Source organism: Citreimonas salinaria, assembly GCF_900107235.1.
Taxonomy (GTDB): Bacteria; Pseudomonadota; Alphaproteobacteria; order Rhodobacterales; family Rhodobacteraceae; genus Citreimonas; species Citreimonas salinaria.
The window spans coordinates 305,972-330,655 of the sequence record NZ_FNPF01000002.1 but is presented as its reverse complement, the minus strand read 5'-3'; the positions used below and the strand labels follow the sequence as shown (position 1 = coordinate 330,655).

The window sequence follows — 24,684 nt, the reverse complement described above, 5'->3', positions numbered from 1 at the left end:
CCCGAAGCCGGGCCGCCGCGTTGTCGCTGCGACGATGCCACGCGCGGACCGGCGCCGCGCGGCTTTACTGATACCGCTAACGCGCATACATAGGCGGCAAGCCGCCACCGCGCCCGGCCCGTCCGGGATCTAGCACACCGGAGGATTCCCATGCCGCTCAACGACACCGTCGCCCGCGTCACCCAGCGGATCGAGGAGCGTTCCGCCGAGAGGCGCGCCATCTACCTCGACCGCATGCGCCGCGCCGCCGAGGAAGGGCCACGACGCGCGCACCTGACCTGCGGCAACCAGGCCCACGCCTATGCCGCGATGGGAGAGGACAAGGACAGCCTCGCCGCGCACCGCGCGCCAAACCTTGGCATCGTGACCGCCTACAACGACATGCTGTCGGCGCATCAGCCGTTCGAGACCTACCCCGAGGTGATCCGCAAGGCGGCGCGCGAGGCCGGCGGCACCGCGCAGGTCGCGGGCGGCGTGCCGGCGATGTGCGACGGCGTCACGCAAGGCCAGGTCGGGATGGAGCTGAGCCTGTTCTCGCGCGACGTGATCGCCCTGGCCGCAGGCGTCGCGCTGTCGCACAACACCTTCGACGCCGCCGCGTATCTGGGCGTGTGCGACAAGATCGTGCCGGGTCTGGTGATCGCGGCGGCGACCTTCGGCTACATCCCCGGCATCTTCATGCCTGCCGGCCCCATGACCAGCGGCCTTCCAAATGACGAGAAGGCCCGCGTGCGCCAGCGCTACGCCGCCGGAGAGATCGGCCGCGACGAATTGATGAAGGCCGAGATGGAATCCTACCACGGCCCGGGCACCTGCACCTTCTACGGCACCGCGAATTCCAACCAGATGCTGATGGAGTTCATGGGCCTGCACCTGCCCGGCGCCAGCTTCGTCAATCCCGGCACCGACATGCGCGAGGCGCTGACCCGCGCCGGCACCGCGCGCGCTCTGGAGATCACCGCGCTCGGCAACGATTACCGCCCGGTCTGCGACATCCTCGACGCCAAGGCCTTCGTCAACGGTATCGTCGGGCTCATGGCCACGGGCGGTTCGACCAACCTGGTGATCCACCTGCCGGCGATGGCCCGCGCCGCGGGCATCGAGCTGGATCTCGAGGATTTCGACGCGCTGAGTTCGGTCACGCCGCTGATGGCCAAGGTCTATCCCAACGGGCTGGCGGACGTGAACCATTTCCACGCGGCGGGCGGGTTGCAATACATGATCGGCCAGTTGCTGGATGCGGGCCTTCTGCACGACGACGTGCAGACCGTCGCCGGCGACGGTTTGACGCGCTACCGGCAGGAGCCGAAGCTGAAGGACGGCCGCCTGACGTGGGAGGACGCGCCGACCGAGACGCAGAACGACAAGATCCTGCGCCCGGCCTCGGACCCGTTCCAGGCCACCGGCGGGATGCGCCAGCTGGCCGGCAATCTCGGCCGCGGCATGATCAAGACCTCGGCCGTGGCGCCCGAACGCCGCGTGATAGAGGCGCCGGTGCGCATCTTCACCGAGCAGGAGGACGTGAAGGTTGCCTTCCGCGCGGGCGAGTTGAACCGGGACACAGTGGTCGTGGTGCGCTTCCAGGGGCCGAAGTCGAACGGCATGCCGGAACTGCATGGCCTCGTGCCCACGCTGGCGGTGATGCAGGACCGCGGCCACAAGGTCGCGCTGCTGACCGACGGGCGCATGTCGGGCGCGTCGGGCAAGGTGCCGGCGGCGATCCACGTCTCGCCCGAGGCGGCGGATGGCGGCCCGCTGGCCAGGCTGCGCGACGGCGACATCGTGCGCGTGGACGCGGAAGCCGGCACGATCGACTGCCTCGCACCCGATTTCGACGCGCGCGAGCCGGTGAAGGCCGACCTGTCGGCCAACGGCCACGGCGTCGGGCGCGAACTTTTCGCCGCCTTCCGCGCCAATGTGGGCGAAGCCGCCTACGGCGCGGGCGTTGTCGTATAGCCGCGACTTCTTTCAGATACATCTATTCTCGTCGGGGCACCCGCCCCGGCCACAGCACGTAAGGGCCCGACCATGACTCCGCAGGACGCAAGCACCGAGACCGAAAGACTTTGCCGTATGGCGCCGGTGATCCCGGTGCTGGTGATCGACGATGTGGCGCACGCGCTGCCGCTGGCGCGCGCATTGGTCAGCGGCGGCCTGCCGGTGCTCGAGGTGACGCTGCGCACGCCCGCGGCGCTTGCCGCGATCGGCGAGATGGCCACGGTCGAGGGCGGCGTCGTCGGCGCGGGCACGCTGCTGACGCCGGCCGACGTGCAGGCAGCGAAGAACGCCGGCGCGCGGTTCGGCGTGTCGCCGGGCGCCACCGACCGGCTGCTGGACGCCTGCGAGGAGGCCGATCTGCCGCTGCTGCCGGGGGCGGCCACGGCGACCGAGGCGATGGCGCTGCTGGAGCGTGGCTATTCCGTGCAGAAGTTCTTTCCGGCCGAGGCCAATGGCGGCGCCAAGGCGCTGAAGGCGATCGGCGCGCCGATCCCGCAAGTGCGGTTCTGCCCCACCGGCGGCGTCTCGCTGGGCAACGCGGGCGATCACCTAGGCCTGTCGAACGTGCTCTGCGTCGGCGGCAGCTGGGTCGCACCGAAGGACATGATGGAAGCCGGCGACTGGGCGGGCATCACCGCGCTCGCCGCCGAGGCGGCCGGGCTGCGCTAGCCGATTTCCGCACGATGACGGTCACTGGCCGCACGTAATGGGAGCCGGCCGCGCGAAAACGGGGACTTCGGGCACGATTGCGGTCACTTAACGCCGGGTTGCGGGTTCAGCCCCGCGGCCGCGCGCGGTGGCCGCCACGCCGGCGGGGGGTCACCGGCCCGTCCAGCCCGGCGCGCAGCACGGTCGTCATCGGATGCCCCTCCACACCGTGCCGCTCCAGGAGCGCCGCGATCTGGGGGCCCAGATCGCCCTCTCCCATCGACAGCGCCCAGTCCAGGAAGATCACGCGGCATTCCGCCTCGGTGATGCCTTCGATGCGATAGGCGTCCTGGATCAGCCCCTTGGGGTCCAGCGCGTCGCCTTTCATGCGCCCTCCTCCGGATCGGGCAGCACGCGGGTCAGGATCGCACCCGCCCGCGCGGCATGGTCGTCCAGCGCGCGCTTCAGCTCGCTCATCGTCTCGACCCCGGCGATGCGGGTGAGGAAGGCGCAGCCCTGCGCGCCCAGCGTCTCGGGGTCGAGCGCCTTGTCGCTGACCAGCCGGGCGCCGATCTGCACCGCCCAATGCAATTCATAGGCCCGGATCAGCGCGGCGCGATCCTCGTCGTCCAGCCAGTCGGCGCGGCGCAGCGCGCGGTTCACCTGCCGCGCGGACGGCCCCGGCACCAGCGCCGCGGCCTGCGCCAGCAACTCGATGTCCTGCATCCGTCCCGGTCCGATCTTGAGATCCCACGGATCGCCCCGCCCCTTCGCGCGGCCGATTCGCGCGCGCATATCCGCGACCGCGCGCAGCACCGTGTCGCGGTCGCGCGGCGCTGACAGAAGCTCGCGCCGCAGCGCCTCGATCTCTTCGCCAAGGTCCGCGGGGCCCGCCAGCACGCGGGCCCGGGTCAGCGCGAGGTGCTCCCAGGTCCAGGCCTCTTCGGCCTGATAGCTGCGGAACGCCGGCAGCGCGGTCGCCACCGGCCCCTGCTTGCCCGAGGGGCGCAGGCGCATGTCCACCTCGTAAAGCCGCCCTTCGGCGGTCTGCGCGGTCAGCGCGGTGATCAGCGCCTGCGTCAGCCGGGCGTAATACGGCCGCGCCGAGAGCGGCCGCGGCCCGTCCGAGGCCGCGTCGCCTGTGGCGTCGTAGATCACGATCAGGTCCAGGTCGGATCGCGCGTGCAGCCGCCCGGCGCCGAGGCTGCCCATGCCCAGCACCGCCGCCCCGCGCCCCGGCGGGGGCCCGTGCTTGCGCGAGAACTGCGCCTGCACCACGGGCCACAGCGCCGCCACCGTCGCATCGGCAAGGTCGGCATAGGCGCGGCCGGCCTCCTCGGGGCCCATCAGCCCGCGCAGCAGGTGCACGCCGACGCGGAAATGCCATTCGCGCCACCAGCGCCGCGCCATGTCGAGTTGCCGCTCGTAGTCCTCCTCCTGCCCCAGCCGGCCGGCCAGGCCCTGGTGCAGCGCCGCGCGGCCCGGCCACGCGTCAAAGAAATCGCCGCCGATCACCGCGTCGAGCACCTCGGCGTTGCGCGCAAGGTAGTGCCCGAGATCGGCCGAGGTGCCGACGATGTCGACCAGCAGGTCGATCAACTGCGGGTTCGCCTCGAACAGGGAAAAAAGCTGCACGCCCGCGGGCAGGCCGCGCAGGAAGCCGTCGAAATGGTCCAGCGCCTCCTCGGGGCGGGCCGTGGCGGCGAGGCGGCGCAGGATCTCGGGCTCGAGCCGGGCGAAGATCTCGGTCGCGCGGCTAGAGCGCAGGGCCGGATAGCTGGGCCAGCGCGCGGGCAGATCGCTGTCGCGCAGCGCCTCGGGCAGGTCTTCATCGCCGGCGTCGCCCCCCGCGTCCGGGGCGAAGAAGCCCTCGGTCAGGTCGTGGACCTCGGTCAGGCGGCGCTTGAGGTCGGCGCGCATCTCGGCCTCGTCCACGCCCATCAGGCAGGCGAGCCGAGCAAAGCCGTCGTCGTCGCGGGGCAGCATGTGGGTCTGCGCGTCGGCGATCATCTGCAGGCGATGCTCGACCGTGCGGTGCGCGCGGTAATGGTCGGCCAGCGTGTCGGCCACGTCGCGCGGAAGCCAGCCCTTGTCTGCCAGCACCGACAGACCCGGCACCGTCCCGCGCGTGCGCAGGTCCGGGTCGCGCCCGCCCGCGATCAATTGCCGCGTCTGGGTGAAGAACTCGATCTCGCGGATGCCGCCGCGGCCCAGCTTCATGTCGTGCTCCGGCAGCGTGATCGGCCCGCCCAGCCCCTTGTGCGCGCGGATGCGCAGCCGCATGTCGTGCGCGTCCTGGATCGCGGCGAAATCGAGGTGTTTGCGCCAGACGAACGGGGTGAGCGTTTCCAGGAACCGGTTTCCCGCCGGCATGTCGCCGGCGCAGGGCCGCGCCTTGATGTAGGCGGCGCGCTCCCACGTGCGGCCCAGGCTTTCGTAATAGCGCTCGGCTGCCTCCATCGACATGCAGACGGGCGTGACCGCCGGGTCGGGGCGCAGGCGCAGGTCGGTGCGCAGCACGTAGCCGGCGCCGGTCATGTCCGACAGCATCGCCGTCATCTTTCGCGTCGCCCGCACCAGCGAGGCGCGCGCCTCGTGGTAGTCGTCCGCGCCGAAGCGGGTTTCGTCGAAGAGGCAGATCAGGTCGATGTCGGACGAGTAGTTGAGCTCGAACGCGCCCATCTTGCCCATCGCCAGCACGACCATGCCGCCGGCCTGGGCGATGTCCGCCTCGGTCTGGCCGGGCAGCTTGCCGCGGGCGATCTCGCGCCCGACGCAGGCGCGCAGGGCAAGGTCCACGGCCATGTCGGCGAAGCGGGTCAGCGCCTCGGTCACGCGTTCCAGCGGCCAGGCGCCGGCGAGGTCGCACAGCCCGACCAGCAGCGCCATGCGCCGCTTGGCCTGCCGCAGCGCGTCCGGCAGCGCGTCATGCGCCGTGCCCGACAGCGCCGCGGCCTGCGCGGCCAGCGCGGCGTCGGGATCGTCGAGCGCGGGGCCCAGCCACTCGGCCTCCTTCTCGACCAGGGACTTGAGATAGGGGCTGGACCCGCCCGCGCCCTCGATCAGCGCGGCGACATCACCCGACGCCCAAGGCGCGGCGGCGCGGGCCTCGGCGCCGCGGTCGGGGTCGAAGGGGCGCGGCAGGTGGGTGATGGCGATCGCGGACATGGCCTCAGATGGACACGGGCCGCGGGCGGTTGCAACAGGCACGCTGCATGGCGCCCGGCCGGGATGGGAAATGCCGCGCGCGCAAAATGTAAAAAACCTTCACATCGCGCCTTGAAAGAATCGCGGCGAAGGGCAATCTAGTGTGATGTGAAGGGCATTCACATAGCCCGGACGCACACAGCAACGGAGAGCGACAATGACCACCGCCACATACGACGCCCGCCCGTCCGCCAAGGCGGGGTGGTTCACCAGGGCCGAGGCCTGGCTAGACAGCAAGGGCAAGGGCGCCTGGATCGCCCTGATGGTCCTCGGATTCGTCTTCTTCTGGCCGGTCGGACTGGCCGTCCTCGCCTACATGATCTGGAGCAAGCGCATGTTCAACGGTTCCTGCGGCCGCCGCCGCACCGGCACGCACCGCCACGCGATGGCGGCGATGAAACCCTCGGGCAACAGCGCCTTCGACGCCTACAAGGAAGAGACTCTGCGCCGCCTGCAGGACGAGCAGGCCGCCTTCGAATCCTTCCTCGAGCGTCTGCGCGACGCCAAGGACAAGGCCGAATTCGACCAGTTCATGGAAGATCGCGCCCGCCGGAGCGACGCGACCGAGCAGACCTCGGACAAGGCGGCCGACTGAGCCGTCCCGCACCACACGAGCCGGCCCGCGCGGGCCGGCCCGGACCTTTTCCGACAGCACCGAGATACCGCCGAGACAGGGGCACATCCATGTTCATAGACACCAGTTCCGCCCTCCCCGACCCCGTGGCACAGCCCGAATTCTACGACGGCGTCGCCGTCAAGCGCGGCATCGCCTGGGCGATCGACGTCACGGTGATCGCCCTGATGGTGGTCCCCGCGGTGGTTCTGACCGCCTTCGTCGGTCTGTTCTTCCTGCCGTTCCTCTACGCCGCGATCAGCTTCGTCTACCGCGTCCTGACCATCGCCGGAGGCTCGGCCACCTGGGGCATGCGCCTGATGGCGATCGAGCTGCGCGACACCGCCGGCCGGCGCCTGGACCTGGGCCAGGCCTTCCTGCACACGCTGGGCTACACCGTCTCCTGGGCCTTCGCCCCGCTCCAGCTGATCTCGGTCATCCTGATGCTGGCGACCGAGCGCGGCCAGGGCCTGAGCGACCATGTCATGGGCACCGCCGCGCTGAACCGTCGCGCGATCTGACGCGCCGCCGCGCGGCGGCGTTAACCCCGTAAAAGGATAGGCGCCGACATCACGTCGGCGCCTTTCTATTAGGGTTGGCGGAACGCCGTTTGGTTGTTACCGTTTTGTCGAAAATCCGGGATATTCGCCCATGCGCCACTCGCTTCCGCTTGCCCCGCAGTTCTACGTGACCGCGCCGCAGCCGTGCCCGTACCTGCCGGGCCGGATGGAGCGCAAGCTGTTCACCGCGCTGCAGGGCGACAACGCGCCGAAGCTCAACGACTCGCTGTCCAAGCAGGGCTTCCGCCGGTCGCAGAACGTGCTTTACCGGCCATCCTGCTCGGAATGCGCCGCCTGCCTGTCGGCGCGGATCGACGTGCGCAGCTTCCAGCCCCGCCGCAGCCAGCGCCGCACGCTGAAGCGCAACGCCCGTCTCGAACGCCGCGTCGCCAGCCCCTGGGCCACCGAGGAACAATACGACCTTTTTCGCCGCTATCTCGACGACCGGCACGCCGATGGCGGCATGGCCGACATGGACGTGTTCGAGTTCGCGGCGATGATCGAGGAGACGCCGATCCGCAGCCGCGTGATCGAATACATCGACCGCGACACCGGCGCGCTGACCGCCGTGTGCCTGACCGACATGCTCGATGACGGGCTGTCGATGGTCTACAGCTTCTACGAGCCCGACCTGCACAAGGCGAGCCTGGGCACCTGGATGATCCTCGACCACATCGACATCGCGCGCGAGGCGGGGCTTCCTTACGTCTACCTGGGCTACTGGGTGCCCGGCAGTCCCAAGATGGGCTACAAGGCGCAGTTCAACTCGCTCGAGATCTACCTGCGCGGCCAGTGGCAGCGCCTGAAGGAGCCCGCGGGCTTCGAGGCCGACATGCACCCGCTGTCGAACGATCCGATCGCAGAGCAGGTGGCCAACATCAGCCTGCCCGACACGCGGGGCTGACCGCGCAGCGACCCTTTACCCTAATGCAAAGGCCGCGCCCCGGACAGGACGCGGCCTTTGCCGTCTCGAGAGGTGCGCGCTCAGCCCGCCATCAGGTCGGGCAGGATCGTCACCACCCACGGGAAGAAGAACAGCAGCAGCAGGCCCATCACCTGGATCAGCACGAAGGGAAAGACCCCGCGATAGATGTGCCCCGTCGTGACCTCGGCCGGGGCGACGCCGCGCAGGTAGAACAGCGCGAAGCCGAAGGGCGGCGTCAGGAACGACGTCTGCAGGTTCACCGCGATCATGATGGTCACCCATTTCGGATCGAAGCTGCCCCCGTAGATCACCGGGCCGACGATCGGCACCACGATGTAGATGATCTCGAGGAAATCCAGGACGAAACCCAGGATGAACAGCACCAGCATGACGATGAGGAAGACCTTCACCTCGTTGTCGAAGCTGCGCAGGAAGTCCTGGATGTAGTGCTCGCCCCCGAACGAGATCACGACGAGGTTCAGCAGTTGCGACGCGATCAGGATGGTGAATACCATGCTGGTCACCTTCGCCGTCTCGCGCACCGCCGAGGTCAGCACGCCCGACCGGAACAGCACCCAGCAGGCGAACAGCAGCCCGAACAGCGCGTACAGGTACGCCGCATAGGCGAAGACGAAGGCCACCCAGCTCTCGAAGCCCGTCTCTTCCGAGTTGACCCTCAGGTCGAAGTTCACGCCGATCAGGATCATCACGACGACGGCCAGCGTCGACCAGATGATGATCTTCGGGCTGCGGTCCTGGTCGCGCAGCTTGCGGTAGGCGGCCAGCATGATGGCGCCCGCCGCCCCCAGCGCCGCGGCGGGCGTGGGGTTGGTGATGCCGCCCAGGATCGAGCCCAGCACCGCGACGATCAGCACCAGCGGCGGGAAGACCACGCGCAGCAGCTCGTTGCGGGCCAGCCGGCGGAAGGCATGCGTGCAGCCATAGACCGCCAGCGCCCATGGAATCGCCAGCAGCAGCACCGTGGCGCCAGACGAGGTCAGCGGCCCGATCGCCACGATGTCGACCAGCAGGCCCAGCAGCAACCCGGCCGCGCCGATCATCAGCGGCCGCGGGTCCGACGACGGCGACACGCCGCGCGCCATGGCCAGCACCAGGCCCAGCAGAACGGTCAGGATCGCCACGCCGGTGCCGATGGGCGCGGCATTCGCGATCATCTCCAGCCGCGCGGTCTCGATCTCCTCGGCGGTGCGGCGCACCGATTGCGTGCTTTCGCCCGAGGCGGCCAGCGCCTCGTTCTCGGCGACCGCCCGGTCCCAGGCCTCCTGGCCGTGCAACTCGATCATCGACTCCTGGCATTGCGGCGACACGTTCGTGCGCAGGCTGGCGGCCTCGGCGCCCTCGGTGTAGCTGCTGGTGGCGATCGACTGGCTGCCCACCAGGCCGACCTGCGCCAGCAGCATCGTGCCCGCGATCAGCGCGATCGGCACACCGAGATACCAGGTGAAGGCCTCGCCGCGGGTCACGGGCTCGCCCGGCGCGCGGCCCAGCGCGACGGCCGGGGCCTTCGACGGGTTCAGCAGCGCAAAGCCGAAGGCGTAGACGCCGTACAGCACCGCCAGCAGGATGCCGGGCAACAGTGCTGCCTGGAACAGCGTGCCCACCGACACCACCGCGGGCTCGCCCAGGAAGGTCAGCGCGTCGGTGCAGCCGGCGGCGACCGCGCGGGCATCCTGCGCGGTGGAATAAAGCTCGCCCGCCAGGGTGCCCAGCAGGACGATCACGATCGACGGCGGGATGATCTGGCCCAGCGTGCCCGACGCCGCGATGACGCCCGTTGCCAGCTCCGGCGAATAGCCGTTGCGCAGCATCGTCGGCAGCGCCAGCAGGCCCATCGTGACCACCGTCGCGCCGACGATCCCCGTCGACGCGGCCAGGAACGCGCCCACCACCACGATCGACACGGCAAGGCCCCCGGGCAGCGGGCCGAAGACCCGCGCCATCGTGGTCAGCAGGTCGTTGGCGATGTTGGACCGCTCCAGCACGATGCCCATCAGCACGAACATCAGCACCGCCAGCAGCGTCTCGATGCTTTGCCCCGCGATGACGCGCTCGTTGATGCGGTTGACGATGAAGCTGACGTTGCGGTCGAGCGCGGTCTCCCACCCCATCGGGAAGACCGGCTCGCCCACGCGGGGCAGTTCCGGGAAGCGGAAGATCGAGATCGAATCCGGCGCGACCCCGGACGCCACCAGCGCGTTGTAGGCTTGCGACGACGTGTCGATCGCCTGGTGGATCAGCAGCCCCGCGCTGTCGAGCGCGGCGATGATGCCGAAAGAGATGACGCCGGCCCCGCCGATGGCGAAGGCCACCGGAAAGCCCGACAGGATCGCCGAAAAGAGCGTGAGAAAGACGATGATCAGGCCGATCTCGACGCCGTCCAGTCCGAATAGCATTTACAGCAATCCCTCAGAATTCTTTGTTTTCGAAGGCTTCTTCGCCGGGCTCGACGGTGTCGAGATCCAGGTACTTGCCTTCCGATGCCGGGCCTTCCTTCCATTCCAGGAACGACCGGAAGAAGAAGGCGAAGGCATGGATGAAGATCATCCCCACCATGATCACGATCAGCACCTTGAACAGGAAGTAGGCCGTGAAGCCGTTCGGGCTGAAGCCGATGGTCTCGACGTTCCAGCGCAGCGCGCGGGCCTTGTTCAGCAGCCGGTCCAGGTCTTCCGAGGCAGACGGGTTCGGCACGATCAGGTGCCGCCACATGAAGAACCACGAATACAGCCAGATCACCACCGCCATCGGCAGCATGAAGAACAGCGATCCGAACATGTCGATGACGCGCTTGGTGCCGAAGCTTGCCGGCGAGTAGAGCAGGTCCACCCGCACGTGGCCGCGCTGCACGAAGGTGTAGGTCAGGCACAGCGCCACGACCATCGCGTTGTAAAGCTTCAGCTCCTCGGACCACCAGCTGATGTCGAAGGTGATCGGCAGGCCGAAGCCGATCGACAGGTCGGGCCGTGCGAAGATGCGCTGGATGAAGATGATGATCACCTGCTGCAGCACCATGATCAGGCCCGCCCAGGCAACCACGCGACCGACCGAGTTGGCGAAGCCTTCGAGCACGCGCACCGTGCCCCACAGGAAGGCGTTGCGCCACAGCCCGACCAGGAAGATCACCAGGAAGAAGGTGAACGCCACGAAGAACAGTTCGACCGACGCGCCATAGTAGACAAAGCGCATGATCGCTTCGGAATTGCTCCAGTCCAGCCACAGCGTCGGATGCGTCAGCGCGTATCCCAGGTTCCAGAACGCCATCGCGATGTTCTGGACGACCCACCAGATCCCGGACAGCGCGCCCGACAGGATGTCGATCACGCCCGCGGAAGACTCCGCTTGTTCCATGCTTCCGCCTCGTCCCTTTCAGATTTCCCGGTTCCGGCCGGTGCGGATGCACGGCCCCCGCCACGCGTCCGCGATAGGTTCATGCCCGGTCGCCCGCAGCCGGTCGGACGAAGGCAAAGAAGGCCCCGGTGTCCGGGGCCTTCCGATTGGCATCCGAGATTCTCAGAAACCCAGGACGCGGTTCCGCTGGGCCGCGAAGGCGCCCTCCGACCGCTCGATCCACTGTGCCGACGAGCGCAGCGATTCCATGTAGCTGTCGTGGATGCGGCGGTACAGCTCGTCGCCCATCGGTTCGGCGATGACTTCCTGCGCGGCGGCGCCGAAGGCATCCCAGACCTCGTCGGGGAATTCCTGCAGCTGCACGCCGCCCTGCTGCAGACGCTGCAGCGCGGCCGAGTTGTTCGCCATGAACAGCGACATGGTCCAGAGGTTGTCCGCCCGGGCCACCTGCTCGACGATCTTCTGGTGCTGCGGCGACAGGCTATCCCAGACGTCCTGGCTCAGCACGACGTTCAGGTTCGGCCCCGGCTCGTGGAAACCGGCGGTGTAGTAGATGTTGGTGATCTCCTGGAAACCGGCGGTCTCGTCGGCCCAGGGACCGATCCACTCGGTGCCCTCGATGGCACCCGACGACAGCGCCTGGTACACTTCCGAGCCCGGCAGGTTCTGCACCGACGCGCCCAGCTTGCCCAGAACCTGGCCGCCCTGGCCCGGCATCCGGAAGCGCAGGCCCTGGAAGTCCTCGGGGCTGTTGATCTCCTTCGAGAACCAGCCGCCCGACTGCGGGCCGGTGTTGCCCGCCGGGAAGGCCTTCAGGCCGAAGATCGAGTACAGGTCATCCGCCAGTTCCCGGCCACCGTCGTGGTAGAACCAGTTGGAATATTCCTGGAAGTTCATGCCGAAGGGCACCTGGCTGAAGAAGCTCAGCGCCGGATGCTGGCCGAGGAAGTAGTAGTCGACGCCGTGATACATGTCCGCCTGCCCGGCCGAGACCGCGTCGAACACCTCGAAGGCGCCCACAAGTTCGCCGCCGGCGCGCAGGTCGACGGTCAGCTGCCCATCGGTCGCGGCGGTCAGGTTGTCGGCGAAATACTGCGCGCTGTCATGCACACCGGCAAGGCCGCGTCCCCAGGTCGTCACCAGCGTCAGCGTGCGGTTGCCCTGCGCGATCGCCGGCGCGGCCAGCGTCGTTGCGGCCGCGGCGCCCGCGCCGACAGTCGATGTCCTGAGAAAAGAACGACGGTCCATGTAGTATCCTCCCGTGGATTATTGTGCGCGTTGCCCCCGGCGCCGCGCAGATCGTTTCGTGACGCGACCCTAGACAAGGCGCCTGCGCAAGAAAATAGCGAATGGCACGTTTCACGCAATACTGGTTTGCACGCCACGCATGGCTTCCATGGCCTGAGGCTTCCCGATCACGCGCGGCGCTTCGCCGCCCGCGCGTACAGGGTCATCCCTGCCGTTGCCGTCACCCCGTGCGCCAGCACCGAGGCCGCGATCGCCAGCGAGGTGGCGTGCCAGTAGACCGGGTCGCCCGTCCGCTCCATCGCGTGCAGCGCGTAGTACAGCGCCGCCACCCCCACCGGCGCGAACCATCCCAGGAACACCGCGTCGCGCCGGACCAGGCCGCCGCCCAGCACCGGGCCCAGCAGCGCGATCACCACCGGCCGGCGCAGGACCAGCAGCGCCGCCGCGAAGGCCAGCCCGGCCGCGCCCATCTCCGCCCAGCCTGACCAGGGCAGCATGACCCCCAGCAGCACGAATACCGGCAGGTTGAACAGCTTCGAGATCGCCTCCTGCACGTTCTCCTCGGCGAAACCGTCCGACCGGTCCAGCGTCAGGCTGAAGGCCAGCGCGGCGGCGAAGGCTGCCAGGATCCCGTCGCTGCCCGCCAGCGCCGCCGCCGCCAGCGACAGCAGCGACAGCGCCACCGAGATCGACAGGAAGGAATGATACTCGATCAGCCCGGCGGCGCGCGACCGGCGCAGCGCCCAGCCGGTGATCGCCCCGATCGCCGCGCCCAGCACAACGGCCAGCACGACGCCGACCAGCAACGTCTGCACCAGCCAGCGCGCCGCCACGTCCGCCTCGGGCGGCAGGGTCAGCGCCAGCAGCGGCAACATCACGATCAGGTAGCCCAGCCCGTCATTCGCGCCGCTCTCCAGCGAGAGGGCCGAGCGCAACCGCGACGGCAGCTTCTCCTCCGCCGCCCTGCCCGTGACGATGGCCGACGCCACCACCGGGTCCGTGGGCGTCACCGCCGCGCCCAGCAGCAGCGCCGTCAGCGGGGCGAGCCCCAGCAGCCACCACGACACCGCGGCCGAAACCGCCCACATCCCCAGCATCCCGAACACCAGCAGCAGGCCGACCGGTCTCAGCAGCCGGCGCAGGTCCTCGATCGGGGTGCGCAACGCGATGCCCGTGACGCTGACCGCGACCGTGAAGCGCGCGGCCTGCTTCAGCAGCCGGTGTGCCTCGGCCCATTGCTCGGGCACCAGCCAGCCCAGCCCCGCCGGGCCGGTCGCGATCCCGAGCGCCAGCGCCAGCAGCGGCACCGACAGCGGCGACCGCTTGATGTCGCCGGACAGCAGGCCGAGCGCGATCACGGTGACGGCGCAGACGGCGATGGCTGCGTGAAGCTGGTGCATTCTGTCCCCTGCGGACCTCTGCGGCTCGGCCGTCGGGCGGCACCGCGGACCGGTGTTTCCGGCTGAAACCCCCGCCCGGACACGGAAGTTCCGAACACGATCGCGTCAACCGGACCGGATTTGCGCAACTTTCGGAAAGATTTCTGGCCTCCACGGCACGATTACGCTGCGAATCGCGGTTGACGGGCCTGCGCGGGCTGCATAGTTTGCGGCCACGCGGCAAGGAAGACCGGTATGCTTTCCCTAGTGGTAATTGCAGGACACAGGCGCATGGCCCGGTAACGGCGACCAGACCGGTTCCCCATGCGCCCCCGGACAAAACCGGGGGCTTTTTTATGCGCGGTTCCGCAAGGACGCGGCGCGCAGGCGACCATGACAGACACGACGTCGTAGAAGGAACACACGCGATGACACGTCAGATGACCGGAGCGAAGATGGTGGTTCAGGCCCTGAAGGAACAGGGCGTGGACGTCGTATTCGGCTATCCCGGCGGCGCCGTGCTACCCATCTACGACGAGATCTTCCAGCAGAACGACATCCGGCACATCCTGGTGCGCCACGAACAGGGCGCGGTCCACGCGGCCGAGGGCTACGCGCGCTCGACCGGCAAGCCGGGCGTCGTTCTTGTCACGTCCGGTCCGGGCGCGACCAACGCCGTCACCGGCCTGACCGACGCGCTGATGGATTCGATCCCGCTGGTCGTGCTGACCGGCCAGGTGCCCACCTTCATGATCGGCTCGGATGCCTTCCAGGAGGCCGACACCGTCGGCATCACCCGGCCCTGCACCAAGCACAACTGGCTGGTGAAAGAGACCGACCGCCTGTCCGCCACCATCCACGAGGCGTTCCACGTCGCCACCTCGGGCCGTCCCGGCCCGGTGCTGATCGACATCCCGAAGGACGTGCAGTTCGCCTCGGCCGCCTACCAGCCGAAGCCCAAGGCCGGCTCGCGGCACTACCAGCCGCAGGTCAAGGGCAACATGGAGATGATCGAGGCGCTGGTCGAGGCGATCGAGACCGCCGAGAAGCCGGTGCTCTATACCGGCGGCGGGGTGATCAACTCGGGCCCCGGCGCCAGCCAGCTGCTGCGCGAATTGGCCGAGGCGACGGGCATCCCCGTCACCTCGACCCTGATGGGCCTCGGCGCCTATCCCGCCTCGGGCAGGAACTGGCTGGGGATGCTCGGGATGCACGGGCTCTACGAGGCCAACCTGGCGATGCACGGCTGCGACCTGCTGATCAACGTGGGCGCGCGCTTCGACGACCGGATCACCGGCCGCATCGACGCGTTCAGCCCGCATTCGCGCAAGGCGCATATCGACATCGACCCCTCGTCGATCAACAAGGTGGTCAAGACCGACTACCCGATCGTCGGCGACGTCGGCCACGTGCTCGAGGACCTGCTGAAGGTCTGGAAGGCCCGCGGGCGCAAGGCCAACCGCGAAGCCCTGACCAAGTGGTGGAAGCAGATCGACAAGTGGCGCGCGGTCGACTGCCTGAAGTTCAAGCAGGACGGCCCGGTGATCCGCCCGCAGCACGCCATCGCGCGGCTCGAGGCGCTCACCAAGGGACGCGACCGCTACATCTGCACCGAGGTCGGCCAGCACCAGATGTGGGCCGCGCAGTATCTGGGCTTCGAGGACCCCAACCGCTGGATGACCTCGGGCGGCCTCGGGACGATGGGCTACGGCTTTCCGGCGTCGATCGGCGTGCAGGTCGCGCATCCCGACGCCTTGGTCATCAACGTCGCGGGCGAGGCGTCGTGGCTGATGAACATGCAGGAGATGGGAACCGCGGTGCAGTACCGCCTGCCGGTCAAGCAGTTCATTCTAAACAACGAGCGCCTCGGCATGGTCCGCCAGTGGCAGGAGCTTCTGCACGGTGAGCGGTATTCGCACAGCTGGTCGGAATCCCTGCCCGACTTCGTCAAGCTGGCCGAGGCCTTCGGCGCCAAGGGCATCAAGTGCGACGATCCCGCCGACCTGGACGACGCGATCATGGAGATGCTCGATCACGACGGCCCGGTGATCTTCGACTGCCTCGTCGAGAAGCACGAGAACTGCTTCCCGATGATCCCGAGCGGCGAGCCGCACAACAAGATGCTGCTGGGCGAGGCCTCGACCAAGGACGCCATCGGCACAAAGGGCGCCGTGCTGGTCTGACCTGTCGGCGGGGGCCGCGCGCCCCCGCCCCTTGCGCAAGAACGAATTCAGGACCCGCCCGCGCGGCGGAAAAGGAGCAACCCGATGTCGGCGCTGAAGATCAAGAAGGGCTCGTCCAAGCACTCGGCCTACAACCTGCGGCCGCAATTCTCGGACGTGCAGGAGACCCACACGCTGGCCGTGCTGGTCGAGAACGAGCCCGGCGTGCTGGCCCGCGTCATCGGGCTCTTTTCCGGGCGGGGCTACAACATCGACAGCCTGACCGTGGCCGAGGTCGACCACCAGGGGCATCTCAGCCGCATCACCATCGTCACCACGGGTACCCCGCAGGTGATCGAGCAGATCAAGGCGCAGCTCGGCCGGATCGTGCCCGTCCACGACGTGCACGACCTGACGGTCGAGGGCCGCTCGGTCGAGCGGGAACTGGCGCTGCTGAAGGTGGCGGGCTTGGGCGACAAGCGGGTCGAGGCGCTGCGGCTGGCGGACATCTTCCGCGCGCAGGTGGTTGATTCGACGCTGGAAAGCTTCGTCTTCCAGCTGACCGGCACGCCCGACAAGATCGACGCCTTCGCCGACCTGATGCGCCCGCTGGGCCTGATCGAGATCGCGCGCACGGGCGTCGCCGCGCTGGCCCGCGGCACCTGACCCCGAGCCTGCCCGCCACCGGTCAACCGCCGGCCTCCGGAAGCAGAAACGGCGCACCGCAAGACGGCGCGCCGATCACTCCATGTGCCCGCACCCGCGTGCGGTGCCAGGCCTATTGCTTGCGCTGCGGAAAGCTGATGACGTTCGACGCCGGCTGGCGCGTGTCGCCGCGCAGCCGGGCGGGCAGCGCCGGCGCGTGCTGCGGGTCGACGCGGCGCAGGTTGCGGGCGCGGCGGCACTCGCTTTCCTCGCGCAGGTCGAACTGGATCAGGTCGCCCGCGTCCAGCGGCTCGCCGCAGTCGAACGAGACTTCGGGTTCGGAATAATACGCAAGATTTCCATGGTCTTCGCACCAGATGACAGCCTTGCTTTCGCTGGCATCCGCCCAAAGAACGACTCCGTACATCCGATCTTCCATGATGCGATCCGTCCAAATTGCCCCTGCGTTTCCGCTACGATCACGATGCCGGAATCCAGGGCCAGACAACATGACTATAGGGGCGTCGACCGCTTGCACTTTGTACCAGAAACGGGTCATTCTGGCGCTAAAGCGCACCAGGGGTGACGCGGGTTGGCGTCACCCCCTGACACACCCGCAAGCAAGCGAGGAAGCGCATGAAACTGCTGCGAGAATTTGCGTTGGACAAACAACCACAACACGATCACCAGCCGAATCCGGCCGCGCTCCGCGACATGCTTGGCGCGAATCTGCGCAAGCTGACCGCGCGCTCCGAATCGATCTCGGCGCTGTGCCGCGAGATCGGAATCAACCGCACGCAGTTCAACCGCTACCTGGCCGGCGAAAGCTTTCCGCGGCCCGACCTGCTGCACCGGATCTGCCGCCATTTCGGCGTCGATGCGCGCATCCTGCTCGAGCCCCTGGAATCCGTCGCAGCGCCGGTGAAGGGGCCGATGGTCCACCCGGCGGTGGCCGACTTCCTGGGCCGAAGCGCCCAGCCGGTTCGCGAGGAGGACTTTCCCAGCGGCTTCTACCGCTTCGTGCGCCGCAGCTTTCTCGATTCGAACCGCTTCGTGATGGGGCTGGTCTACGTGTTCCGCGCCGACGGTCTGTGCTTCCTGCGCGGCTTCGAGGCGCGCGAGGCGATGCGCAGCCAGGGCCTGCCGGCCGACCCCTGCACGCGCGAATTCCGCGGCGCCGTGCTGCCGCAGGAGGATGGCGTGTCGGCGCTGGTCAGCCGCAGGGGCGCGACCACGGCGACCTACAATTTCCTGTCGCGCGTGCCCACGTTCGAGAACAATTACTGGGTCGGCTACACCAGCCGTCCGCTGCGCGAGAACGTCGCCGGCCGCCGGTTCGAACGGCAGGTCTACGAGCATCTCGGCCGCAAGACTGGCAAGGTCCTGGCCGCCGCGCGCGCCTCCGGTCTGGTCAGTGCCGACAGTCTGATGCCCTATCACCGCCAGCTGCTGGAGCCGGACAAACCGATCTCGTGACGCCCCGCGCCGCGCACCGGCCCGAGGCACCCGGCAATGCGAGGATCGAACGCGGCGCGCGGATCAGTCCTGCGCGCCCGCCTCGGCGCGGGACTTGCCCGACACCTGCATCGCCAGGGTTGACGCCATGAACGGGTCCAGGTCGCCGTCCAGCACGCCCTGCGTGTCGGCGGTCTCGTGCTGGGTGCGCAGGTCCTTCACCATCTGGTAGGGCTGCAGCACGTAGGACCGGATCTGGTTGCCCCAGCCCGCATCGCCCTTGGCCTCGTGCAACGCGTTGACCTGGGCGTTGCGGCGGTCGAGTTCCAGCTGGTACAGCCGCGATTTCAGCGCCTTCATGGCGATGTCGCGGTTCTGGTGCTGCGACTTCTCGGACGACGTCACCACGATCCCGGTCGGCGCGTGGGTGATCCGCACGGCCGAATCCGTCGTGTTCACGTGCTGCCCGCCCGCGCCCGACGACCGGTAGGTGTCGATGCGGATGTCGGCGGGGTTCACCTCGATCTCGATGTTGTCGTCGATCACCGGGTAGGCGCCCACGGCGGCGAAGGACGTCTCGCGCGTGCCCTTGCCGAAGGGCGAGATGCGCACCAGCCGGTGCGTGCCGGATTCCGATTTCAGCCAGCCGTAGGCGTTCTTGCCCTTGATCTGGTAGGTGGCAGACTTGATGCCGGCCTCGGTGCCCGGCGTCTCTTCCTGCAACTCGACCTCGAAGCCGCGCTTCTCGGCCCAGCGGACATACATCCGCGCCAGCATCTGCGCCCAGTCGCAGGCCTCGGTGCCCCCTGCCCCGGACTTGATCTCGAGGAAGGCGTCGTTGCCGTCGGTCTCGCCATCCAGCAGCGCCTCGAGCTCCTTCTTGGCGGCGCGATCCACCAGCCCGCGCAGTGCGGTCTCTGCCTCGGCCACGACCTCTTCGTCGTCCTCGGCCTCACCCAGCTCGATCAGCTCGACCTGGTCCTCCAGCTCCTGCTTGAGCGAGTTGTAGGCCTCCATCGCGTCGACCAGCCCCTGCCGGTCACGCATCAGCTTCTGCGCGGCAGCGGGATCGTTCCACAGGTCGGGATCCTCGACGCGCGCGTTGAACTCCTCCAGCCGGTGCTGGGCGGTCTCGTGGCCCAGCCGCTGGGCCAGCAGGTCGAGCGACTTGCGGATCTTCTCGACGTTGTTCTGGGCTTCGGCGCGCATGGTCGGGTCCGGTCGGGTTGATTGGATGTCGGCCGCTGATAGCAGGCCGGCGCGGCGCGGGCAAGCCGCCGGCCGGCGGGGGCCTTCGTTGACGAAAGGTTAAAGCGTCTCTGCAAGCCCTTGGAATCGTTCAGGCGCCGGGATGTCCCACCGTGGGACACCCGGTATCGCCGTCAGTATAGCCCGCCCGAGCTGAGCGTGCCGAACCCGGCCCGCGGCCCCACCACGCCCTGCTCTCCGGTCGAGGTGGTCACGTTGCGGGCCTGGCCCTCTTCCTCGCCGGGGGCGATCCGGTCGAAATCGCCCGAGACCGCGAAGCCGCCGTCGAACTGGATGCCGAAGATCGGAACCTCGCCCTCGCGGAAGCACTCGGCCACCACGTTCGGCCCGCTCGCGTCGTCCGACAGCCGCGAACCGCTGAACCGGTCGATCTTGATGAACTGGCACTCGTCCGGGACGTCGAAGGGCCCGCCGCCATACTTGGCCACCGCCTCCTCCATGAACTCGTCGAACACCGGGCCGCACATCGCGCCGCCCGACGCCGATGCACCCAGCGGCTGCGGCTGGTCGTAGCCGATGTAGCAGCCCGCCACGATGTTCGAGGTGAAGCCGACGAACCACACGTCCTTGGCGTCGTTCGTGGTGCCCGTCTTGCCCGCGGTGGGCACCGGCAGGTTCACCGTTGCGGCCGCGGTGCCGCGCTCGACCACGCCCTGCATCATCGAGGTCAGCTGGTAGGCCGTGACCGCGTTCATCACCCGCTCGCGCTGGTTGATGATGCGCGGCGCGCGGCCCTCGGGCAGCGCGGCGTCGTCGCAATCGATGCAGACCCGCGCATTGCCGGCCGCCGTCTCGTGGCTGTAGATCGTCTTGCCATAGCGGTCTTGCACGCGGTCGATCAGCGTGGGCTCGACCCGCTCGCCGCCGTTGGCGAACATCGCGTAGGCCGCGACCATGCGATACAGCGTCGTCTCGTCCGCACCCAGCGAGTTGGCGATGTTCCGGCCCATGTCGTCGTAGACGCCGAACCGCTCAGCATAGGTGGCGACCGTGTCCATGCCCACCTCTTGCGCCAGGCGGATGGTCATCAGGTTGCGCGACCTCTCGATGCCCGTCCGCAGGGGCGTCGGTCCGTAGAACCGGTTGGACGCGTTGCGCGGCCGCCAGACGCCCTGCGCGGTGTCCACCTCGATAGGGGCGTCGACCACGATCGTCGCGGGGGTGTAGCCCGAATCCAGCGCCGAGGCGTAGACGAAGGGCTTGAAGCTCGACCCCGGCTGGCGCTGCGCCTGGGTGGCGCGGTTGAACACCGAGTCCTGGTAGGAAAAACCGCCCTGCATGGCGATCACGCGGCCGGTGTTGGCGTCCATCGCCATGAAGCCGCCCTGAACCTCGGGGATCTGGCGCAGGCTCCAATGCGCGAAGCCGCCCTCCTCCGTCATCTCCTCGCGGACATAGACCACGGCGCCGGCACCGAAATTGGCGTCCAGGTCTCCGCTGAACCACGATGTGTCCGACCGCGGCACCACGGGCGCGCGCGGATCATCGGCGGGCACGTCCTCGATTCCCAGCACCAGCTCGTCGGCACGCACCTCGCGCACCACAGCCACGTGCCATTTTCCGTCCAGCGTGATGTCGCGGGCGACGTTCAGATCGACCAGTGCCGCGCGCCAGGCCGCCTCGTCCTCCAGCGTCTCGACCGGGATCGTGACGCCGGTGCCGCGCCAGGTGCCCAGGCCGCGGTCGTAGCGTTCCAGTGCCCGGCGCAGCGCCTCGGCGGCCTCTTCCTGCATCTCGGGGTCGAGCGTGGCCCGCACGTTGTAGCCGCCCGAGAAGAACTGCTCTTCGCCGAAATCGCGGCTCAGCTGGCGGCGGATCTCGTCGGTAAAGTAGTCGCGCGGGGGCATGGCACGTTGGTACGGTTCGAAGTCGTCGTTCTGGACCGAGCGTAGCGGCTGCGCCTCTTCCACCAGATAGGTTCCGCGGTCGATATAGCCGTTTTCGTACATCTCGCGCAGCACGAAGTTGCGCCGGTCCAGCAGCCGGTCGGCATTGCGCACGGGATGGTAGTTCGACGGCGCCTTGGGCATCGAGGCAAGCGTCGCGGCCTCGTGCGGTGCGAGCTGGGACAGGGTCTTGTTGAAGTAGACCTGCGCCGCGGCGGTGACGCCGTAGGCGTTCTGGCCCAGGAAGATCTCGTTGAGATAGAGTTCGAGGATCTTCTCCTTGCTCAGCGCGGATTCCACGCGGCTGGCCAGGATGATCTCCTTGATCTTGCGCTCGGCCCGCCGGTCGCCCGACAGCAGGAAGTTCTTCATCACCTGCTGGGTGATCGTGGACGCGCCGCGCACGTCCTGCCCGCGCGAGCGCACCGCGTCGACGAAGGCCGCCGCGATGCCACGCGGGTCATAGCCCTGGTGGCTGTAGAAGTTCTTGTCCTCGGCCGAGATGAAAGCCTGCTTGACCAGATCCGGGATCTGGTCGGCGGGGGTGAACAGCCGGCGTTCCTGCGCGAATTCGTCGATCACGCGCCCCTCGGCCGAGTAGATCCGGCTGATCGTCGGCGGCGTGTACTGTGCTAGGCTTTCGTGGCTCGGCAGGTCGCGGCCGTACATCCAGAAGACCGCGCCGATGGTGAGCGCGACCATCAGCAGCCCCAGCGTGATCACGCTGAAGATGCCGCCGAAAAAGGACAGGATGAATCGGGTCACGCGCGGCCTCGTCATGGGAATGCGGCGTCACTATACGCGCTTGGCGTCGCGGTCAAAACACGAAGCCGCAAGGCTCGGCCGAAACCGGCCGGGCCGTCAATGCCGGCGCAGCCCCTTAAGCGCCTCATCCTCGAGCGCCCAGGCATCGATCCCGTCGCGGATGCCCGCGGCCATGCCCGCACGCCAGACCGGGTCCCGCAGGTTCTTCAGGTCCTGGCCGGTCGAGAGGAATCCCAGCTCGACCAGGACCGACGGGATGTCGGCCGCCTTCAGCACCGAGAAACCTGCATGGCGCAGCGGGCGCTTGTGCACTTCGCCGACGGCGTTGCGGATGCCGTCCACCACGTGCCGGGCCAGCGCGCGCGACCGTGGCGTGCTGTCGAGCCGCGCGATGTCCATCAGAACCTGCGCCACCCGGTCGTCGGTGCCGGTCAGGTCCAGCCCGGACAGCAGGTCATCGCGCTCATGGCGTTCCGCCAGCGCGGCCGAGGCTTCGTCGCTGGCGTCGCGCGACAGGGTGTAGACCGACGCGCCGCGGGCCACGCCTTCCTCGATCGCGTCCGCGTGGAGCGACACGAACAGGTCGGCGCCCGCGTCCTGCGCCGCGGCGACCCGCGCCTCGAGCGACACGAACACGTCGTCGTCGCGGGTCATCGTGACGGCATAGCGGCCGGTGCGGCGCAGCACGTCTCGCAGCTCACGCGCGAATTGCAGCATCAGGTCTGCTTCGCTGGCGCCGTCGCGCTGCGCGCCCGGATCGATTCCGCCATGTCCGGGATCGAGCATGACCACCAAGCGGCCATCGGCATCCTTCGGTGCGCGTGGAGCAACCGCGCGCGGCCGCCCCCAATCGGGGTCGGCCGGCAGGCCCGCCGACACGGCGAAGCTTTGTGCGTCGGTGCGCTCCAGCGTCAGGGCCAGCGTGGCGGCGCCGCTTTCGCGGTCGATCCGCAGCCCGGCCTGCGCCACGGCCAAGGGTTCGGACAAACCCAGCACGATCCGCGACCATCCGGGACGGTAGGCGCCCATGCGGATGTCGCGCACGCGGTCGGATCGGTCCAGCGCCGCGGCCGCGTCATCGTCCAGCGCGATCTCGCGGAAATCCAGCACCACGCGCCACGGGTTGTCCAAGGTGAAGACGCGCCACGGTACGCCTTGGCTGAGTTCGAGCGAGGCCATGACGCCGCGGCGGCTGTCCTCGATCACGCCGCCGGTCAGGCGCGCCAGCCCCGACGCGTCCTGCGCGCCGGCCACGCCCGTCATGCCCAGAAGAAGCCCTGCCGCGATCGCGGTGCGAAACCCGCCCATAAACCTGCCCATGCGAGCGCCCTGCCCGTTTCGCGCGAAGCGTATCACCGGCCGGCCGGCCTTGCCCAGCCTTGCTCTCGGCGGCGCTGCGTCACGTTTCGCGGCGCGCCTGCATGAACCGTGCCAGGCGCGCCAGCCCCTCCTCGATGTCGGCGCTGGCGCGGGCGTAGGAAAAGCGCAACGTGCCGGCGCCCCGGTCGGGATCGAAGTCCAGCCCCGGCGTCACCGCGACGCCGGCCTCGTCCAGGATCTGCCTCGCGAAGGCGCGGCTGTCGTCGGTCAGGTGGCTGACATCGGCGTAGACGTAGAAGGCACCGTCCGGCGGCGCGATGCGGTCGAAGCCGGCCCTGGGAAGCCCGTCGATCATCAGCGCACGATTGCAGGCATATACCGCACGATTGGCCTCCAGCTCGTCGGTGGCGTCCATCGCCGCCAATGCCGCGACCTGCGCGGCATGCGGCGCGCAGATGAACAAGTTCTGCGCCAGCCGTTCGACCTGCCGCAGGTTGGCCTCGGGGACGACAAGCCAGCCGACGCGCCAGCCGGTCATCGAGAAGTACTTCGAGAACGAGTTGATCACGCAGACGTCGTCCGAGATCTCCAGCGCCGAGACCGCGCGGCGGTCGTATTCTAGCCCGTGATAGATCTCGTCCGACAGGAACGACGCGCCGCGCCGCTGCGCATGGCCGATCAGCGCGGCCAGCGCGTCGCGGTCCAACATGGTGCCGGTCGGGTTGCCGGGGCTGGCCATCAGCAAACCGTCGTAATCGACGCCCTCCAGGTCATCGGGCGTCAGCTGCAGGCGGTTTTCGGCGCGCGCGGCGATCTCGACCGGCTGCAGGTCGAGCGCGCGCAGGATCTGCCGGTAGGACGGGTAGCCCGGACGCCCCAGCGCGACCTTCTGGCCCGCGTCGAACAGCGCCGAGAACGCCAGGATGAACCCGCCGGAACTGCCCGGCGTCACCACCACGCGCGCCGGGTCAAGATCGACTTCGTACCACTCGCCGTAAAGCCGCGCGATCCGCTTGCGCAATGCCGGCAGACCGAGCGCCACGGTATAGCCCAGCGGGTCGTCGCGCATCGCGCGCGCCAGCGCGTCGCGCGCGGCGGCGGGTGCTGCGGTGCCAGGCTGGCCGACCTCCATGTGGATCACCGACCGGCCGGCCTCCTCGGCCTGGCGCGCGGCCTCCATCACGTCCATCACGATGAAGGGATCGACTGCGCCGCGTCTTGAATTCTTCATGGGG

Annotated in this window: 19 protein-coding genes; 8 read left to right on the top strand and 11 right to left on the bottom strand. The window is 68.7% G+C overall.

The genetic code is table 11. The features are described 5' to 3' along the window. The first annotated feature begins 150 nt into the window (after window positions 1-150). Both edd and eda read left to right on the top strand, forming a co-directional pair. On the top strand, window positions 151-1,956 hold the full coding sequence (gene edd / locus BLW27_RS03950) for a phosphogluconate dehydratase (protein WP_089879515.1): 1,806 nt from the start codon (window positions 151-153) through the stop codon (window positions 1,954-1,956). Window positions 1,957-2,028: 72 nt separating this feature from the next. Next, a complete protein-coding gene (gene eda, locus BLW27_RS03945) occupies window positions 2,029-2,667 on the top strand; it encodes a bifunctional 4-hydroxy-2-oxoglutarate aldolase/2-dehydro-3-deoxy-phosphogluconate aldolase (protein ID WP_089879511.1) in 639 nt (212 codons plus the stop codon). Between the two features lie 106 nt (window positions 2,668-2,773). Here the strand turns inward: eda and BLW27_RS03940 are convergent, their stop codons facing one another. Further along, on the bottom strand, window positions 2,774-3,034 hold the full coding sequence (locus tag BLW27_RS03940; RefSeq protein ID WP_089879508.1) for a hypothetical protein: 261 nt from the start codon (window positions 3,032-3,034) through the stop codon (window positions 2,774-2,776). Further along, on the bottom strand, window positions 3,031-5,814 hold the full coding sequence (locus BLW27_RS03935) for a bifunctional [glutamate--ammonia ligase]-adenylyl-L-tyrosine phosphorylase/[glutamate--ammonia-ligase] adenylyltransferase (RefSeq protein WP_089879505.1): 2,784 nt from the start codon (window positions 5,812-5,814) through the stop codon (window positions 3,031-3,033). The genes BLW27_RS03940 and BLW27_RS03935 overlap by 4 nt, the downstream gene beginning before the upstream one ends. A gap of 196 nt (window positions 5,815-6,010) precedes the next feature. On the opposite strand from BLW27_RS03935, the gene BLW27_RS03930 reads away from it, so the two are divergent. From BLW27_RS03930 to BLW27_RS03920, 3 genes are all read left to right on the top strand, one after another. Beyond that, window positions 6,011-6,448, top strand: a complete 438-nt coding sequence (locus BLW27_RS03930) for a DUF2852 domain-containing protein (protein WP_089879501.1) — start codon at window positions 6,011-6,013, stop codon at window positions 6,446-6,448. Window positions 6,449-6,537: 89 nt separating this feature from the next. Then, the gene (locus tag BLW27_RS03925; protein WP_089879499.1) at window positions 6,538-6,987 is read left to right on the top strand and encodes an RDD family protein; all 450 of its coding nucleotides are present in this window, start codon (window positions 6,538-6,540) and stop codon (window positions 6,985-6,987) included. Window positions 6,988-7,117: 130 nt separating this feature from the next. Further along, complete coding sequence (locus BLW27_RS03920) at window positions 7,118-7,930, top strand: arginyltransferase (RefSeq protein WP_089879495.1); 813 nt, start codon at window positions 7,118-7,120, stop codon at window positions 7,928-7,930. Between the two features lie 80 nt (window positions 7,931-8,010). Here the strand turns inward: BLW27_RS03920 and BLW27_RS03915 are convergent, their stop codons facing one another. The 4 genes from BLW27_RS03915 to BLW27_RS03900 all read right to left on the bottom strand — a co-directional run bounded on the left by BLW27_RS03915 (window position 8,011) and on the right by BLW27_RS03900 (window position 13,968). Then, entirely contained in the window at window positions 8,011-10,365 is a 2,355-nt protein-coding gene (locus BLW27_RS03915; protein WP_089879491.1) for a TRAP transporter large permease, read from the bottom strand. A 13-nt stretch (window positions 10,366-10,378) separates the two neighbouring features. Beyond that, complete coding sequence (locus BLW27_RS03910; protein WP_089879488.1) at window positions 10,379-11,320, bottom strand: TRAP transporter small permease subunit; 942 nt, start codon at window positions 11,318-11,320, stop codon at window positions 10,379-10,381. A gap of 162 nt (window positions 11,321-11,482) precedes the next feature. Beyond that, entirely contained in the window at window positions 11,483-12,568 is a 1,086-nt protein-coding gene (locus BLW27_RS03905) for a TRAP transporter substrate-binding protein (RefSeq protein WP_089879485.1), read from the bottom strand. 167 nt (window positions 12,569-12,735) lie between these two features. Continuing rightward, window positions 12,736-13,968 carry a cation:proton antiporter domain-containing protein gene (locus tag BLW27_RS03900; RefSeq protein WP_089879481.1) on the bottom strand — a complete coding sequence of 411 codons (1,233 nt, stop codon included), beginning with the start codon at window positions 13,966-13,968 and terminating at the stop codon, window positions 12,736-12,738. A 407-nt stretch (window positions 13,969-14,375) separates the two neighbouring features. Between BLW27_RS03900 and BLW27_RS03895 the strand changes: the two genes are divergently transcribed. Together BLW27_RS03895 and ilvN are read left to right on the top strand one after the other, a co-directional pair. Beyond that, on the top strand, window positions 14,376-16,130 hold the full coding sequence (locus BLW27_RS03895; RefSeq protein WP_089879478.1) for an acetolactate synthase 3 large subunit: 1,755 nt from the start codon (window positions 14,376-14,378) through the stop codon (window positions 16,128-16,130). Window positions 16,131-16,214: 84 nt separating this feature from the next. Further along, window positions 16,215-16,775, top strand: a complete 561-nt coding sequence (gene ilvN, locus BLW27_RS03890) for an acetolactate synthase small subunit (protein WP_089879475.1) — start codon at window positions 16,215-16,217, stop codon at window positions 16,773-16,775. Between the two features lie 112 nt (window positions 16,776-16,887). Here the strand turns inward: ilvN and BLW27_RS03885 are convergent, their stop codons facing one another. Continuing rightward, window positions 16,888-17,193, bottom strand: coding sequence for a hypothetical protein (locus tag BLW27_RS03885; protein ID WP_245710766.1), 306 nt, complete (start codon window positions 17,191-17,193; stop codon window positions 16,888-16,890). 197 nt (window positions 17,194-17,390) lie between these two features. Here BLW27_RS03885 and BLW27_RS03880 point away from each other — a divergent pair, with 197 nt between their 5' ends. Continuing rightward, window positions 17,391-18,230 carry a helix-turn-helix domain-containing protein gene (locus BLW27_RS03880; RefSeq protein ID WP_245710765.1) on the top strand — a complete coding sequence of 280 codons (840 nt, stop codon included), beginning with the start codon at window positions 17,391-17,393 and terminating at the stop codon, window positions 18,228-18,230. 63 nt (window positions 18,231-18,293) lie between these two features. Here BLW27_RS03880 and prfB read toward each other — a convergent pair whose 3' ends face one another. The 4 genes from prfB to BLW27_RS03860 form a co-directional block, all read right to left on the bottom strand. Beyond that, on the bottom strand, window positions 18,294-19,418 hold the full coding sequence (prfB, locus tag BLW27_RS03875) for a peptide chain release factor 2 (RefSeq protein WP_089879472.1): 1,125 nt from the start codon (window positions 19,416-19,418) through the stop codon (window positions 18,294-18,296). A gap of 173 nt (window positions 19,419-19,591) precedes the next feature. After that, a complete protein-coding gene (locus tag BLW27_RS03870) occupies window positions 19,592-22,129 on the bottom strand; it encodes a penicillin-binding protein 1A (protein ID WP_089879468.1) in 2,538 nt (845 codons plus the stop codon). A gap of 96 nt (window positions 22,130-22,225) precedes the next feature. Next, window positions 22,226-23,449: an N-acetylmuramoyl-L-alanine amidase gene (locus tag BLW27_RS03865; RefSeq protein WP_245710764.1), complete on the bottom strand. Its 1,224-nt coding sequence runs from the start codon at window positions 23,447-23,449 to the stop codon at window positions 22,226-22,228. A 79-nt stretch (window positions 23,450-23,528) separates the two neighbouring features. After that, window positions 23,529-24,680 carry an aminotransferase class I/II-fold pyridoxal phosphate-dependent enzyme gene (locus BLW27_RS03860; RefSeq protein ID WP_089879465.1) on the bottom strand — a complete coding sequence of 384 codons (1,152 nt, stop codon included), beginning with the start codon at window positions 24,678-24,680 and terminating at the stop codon, window positions 23,529-23,531. Window positions 24,681-24,684 lie beyond the last annotated feature (4 nt).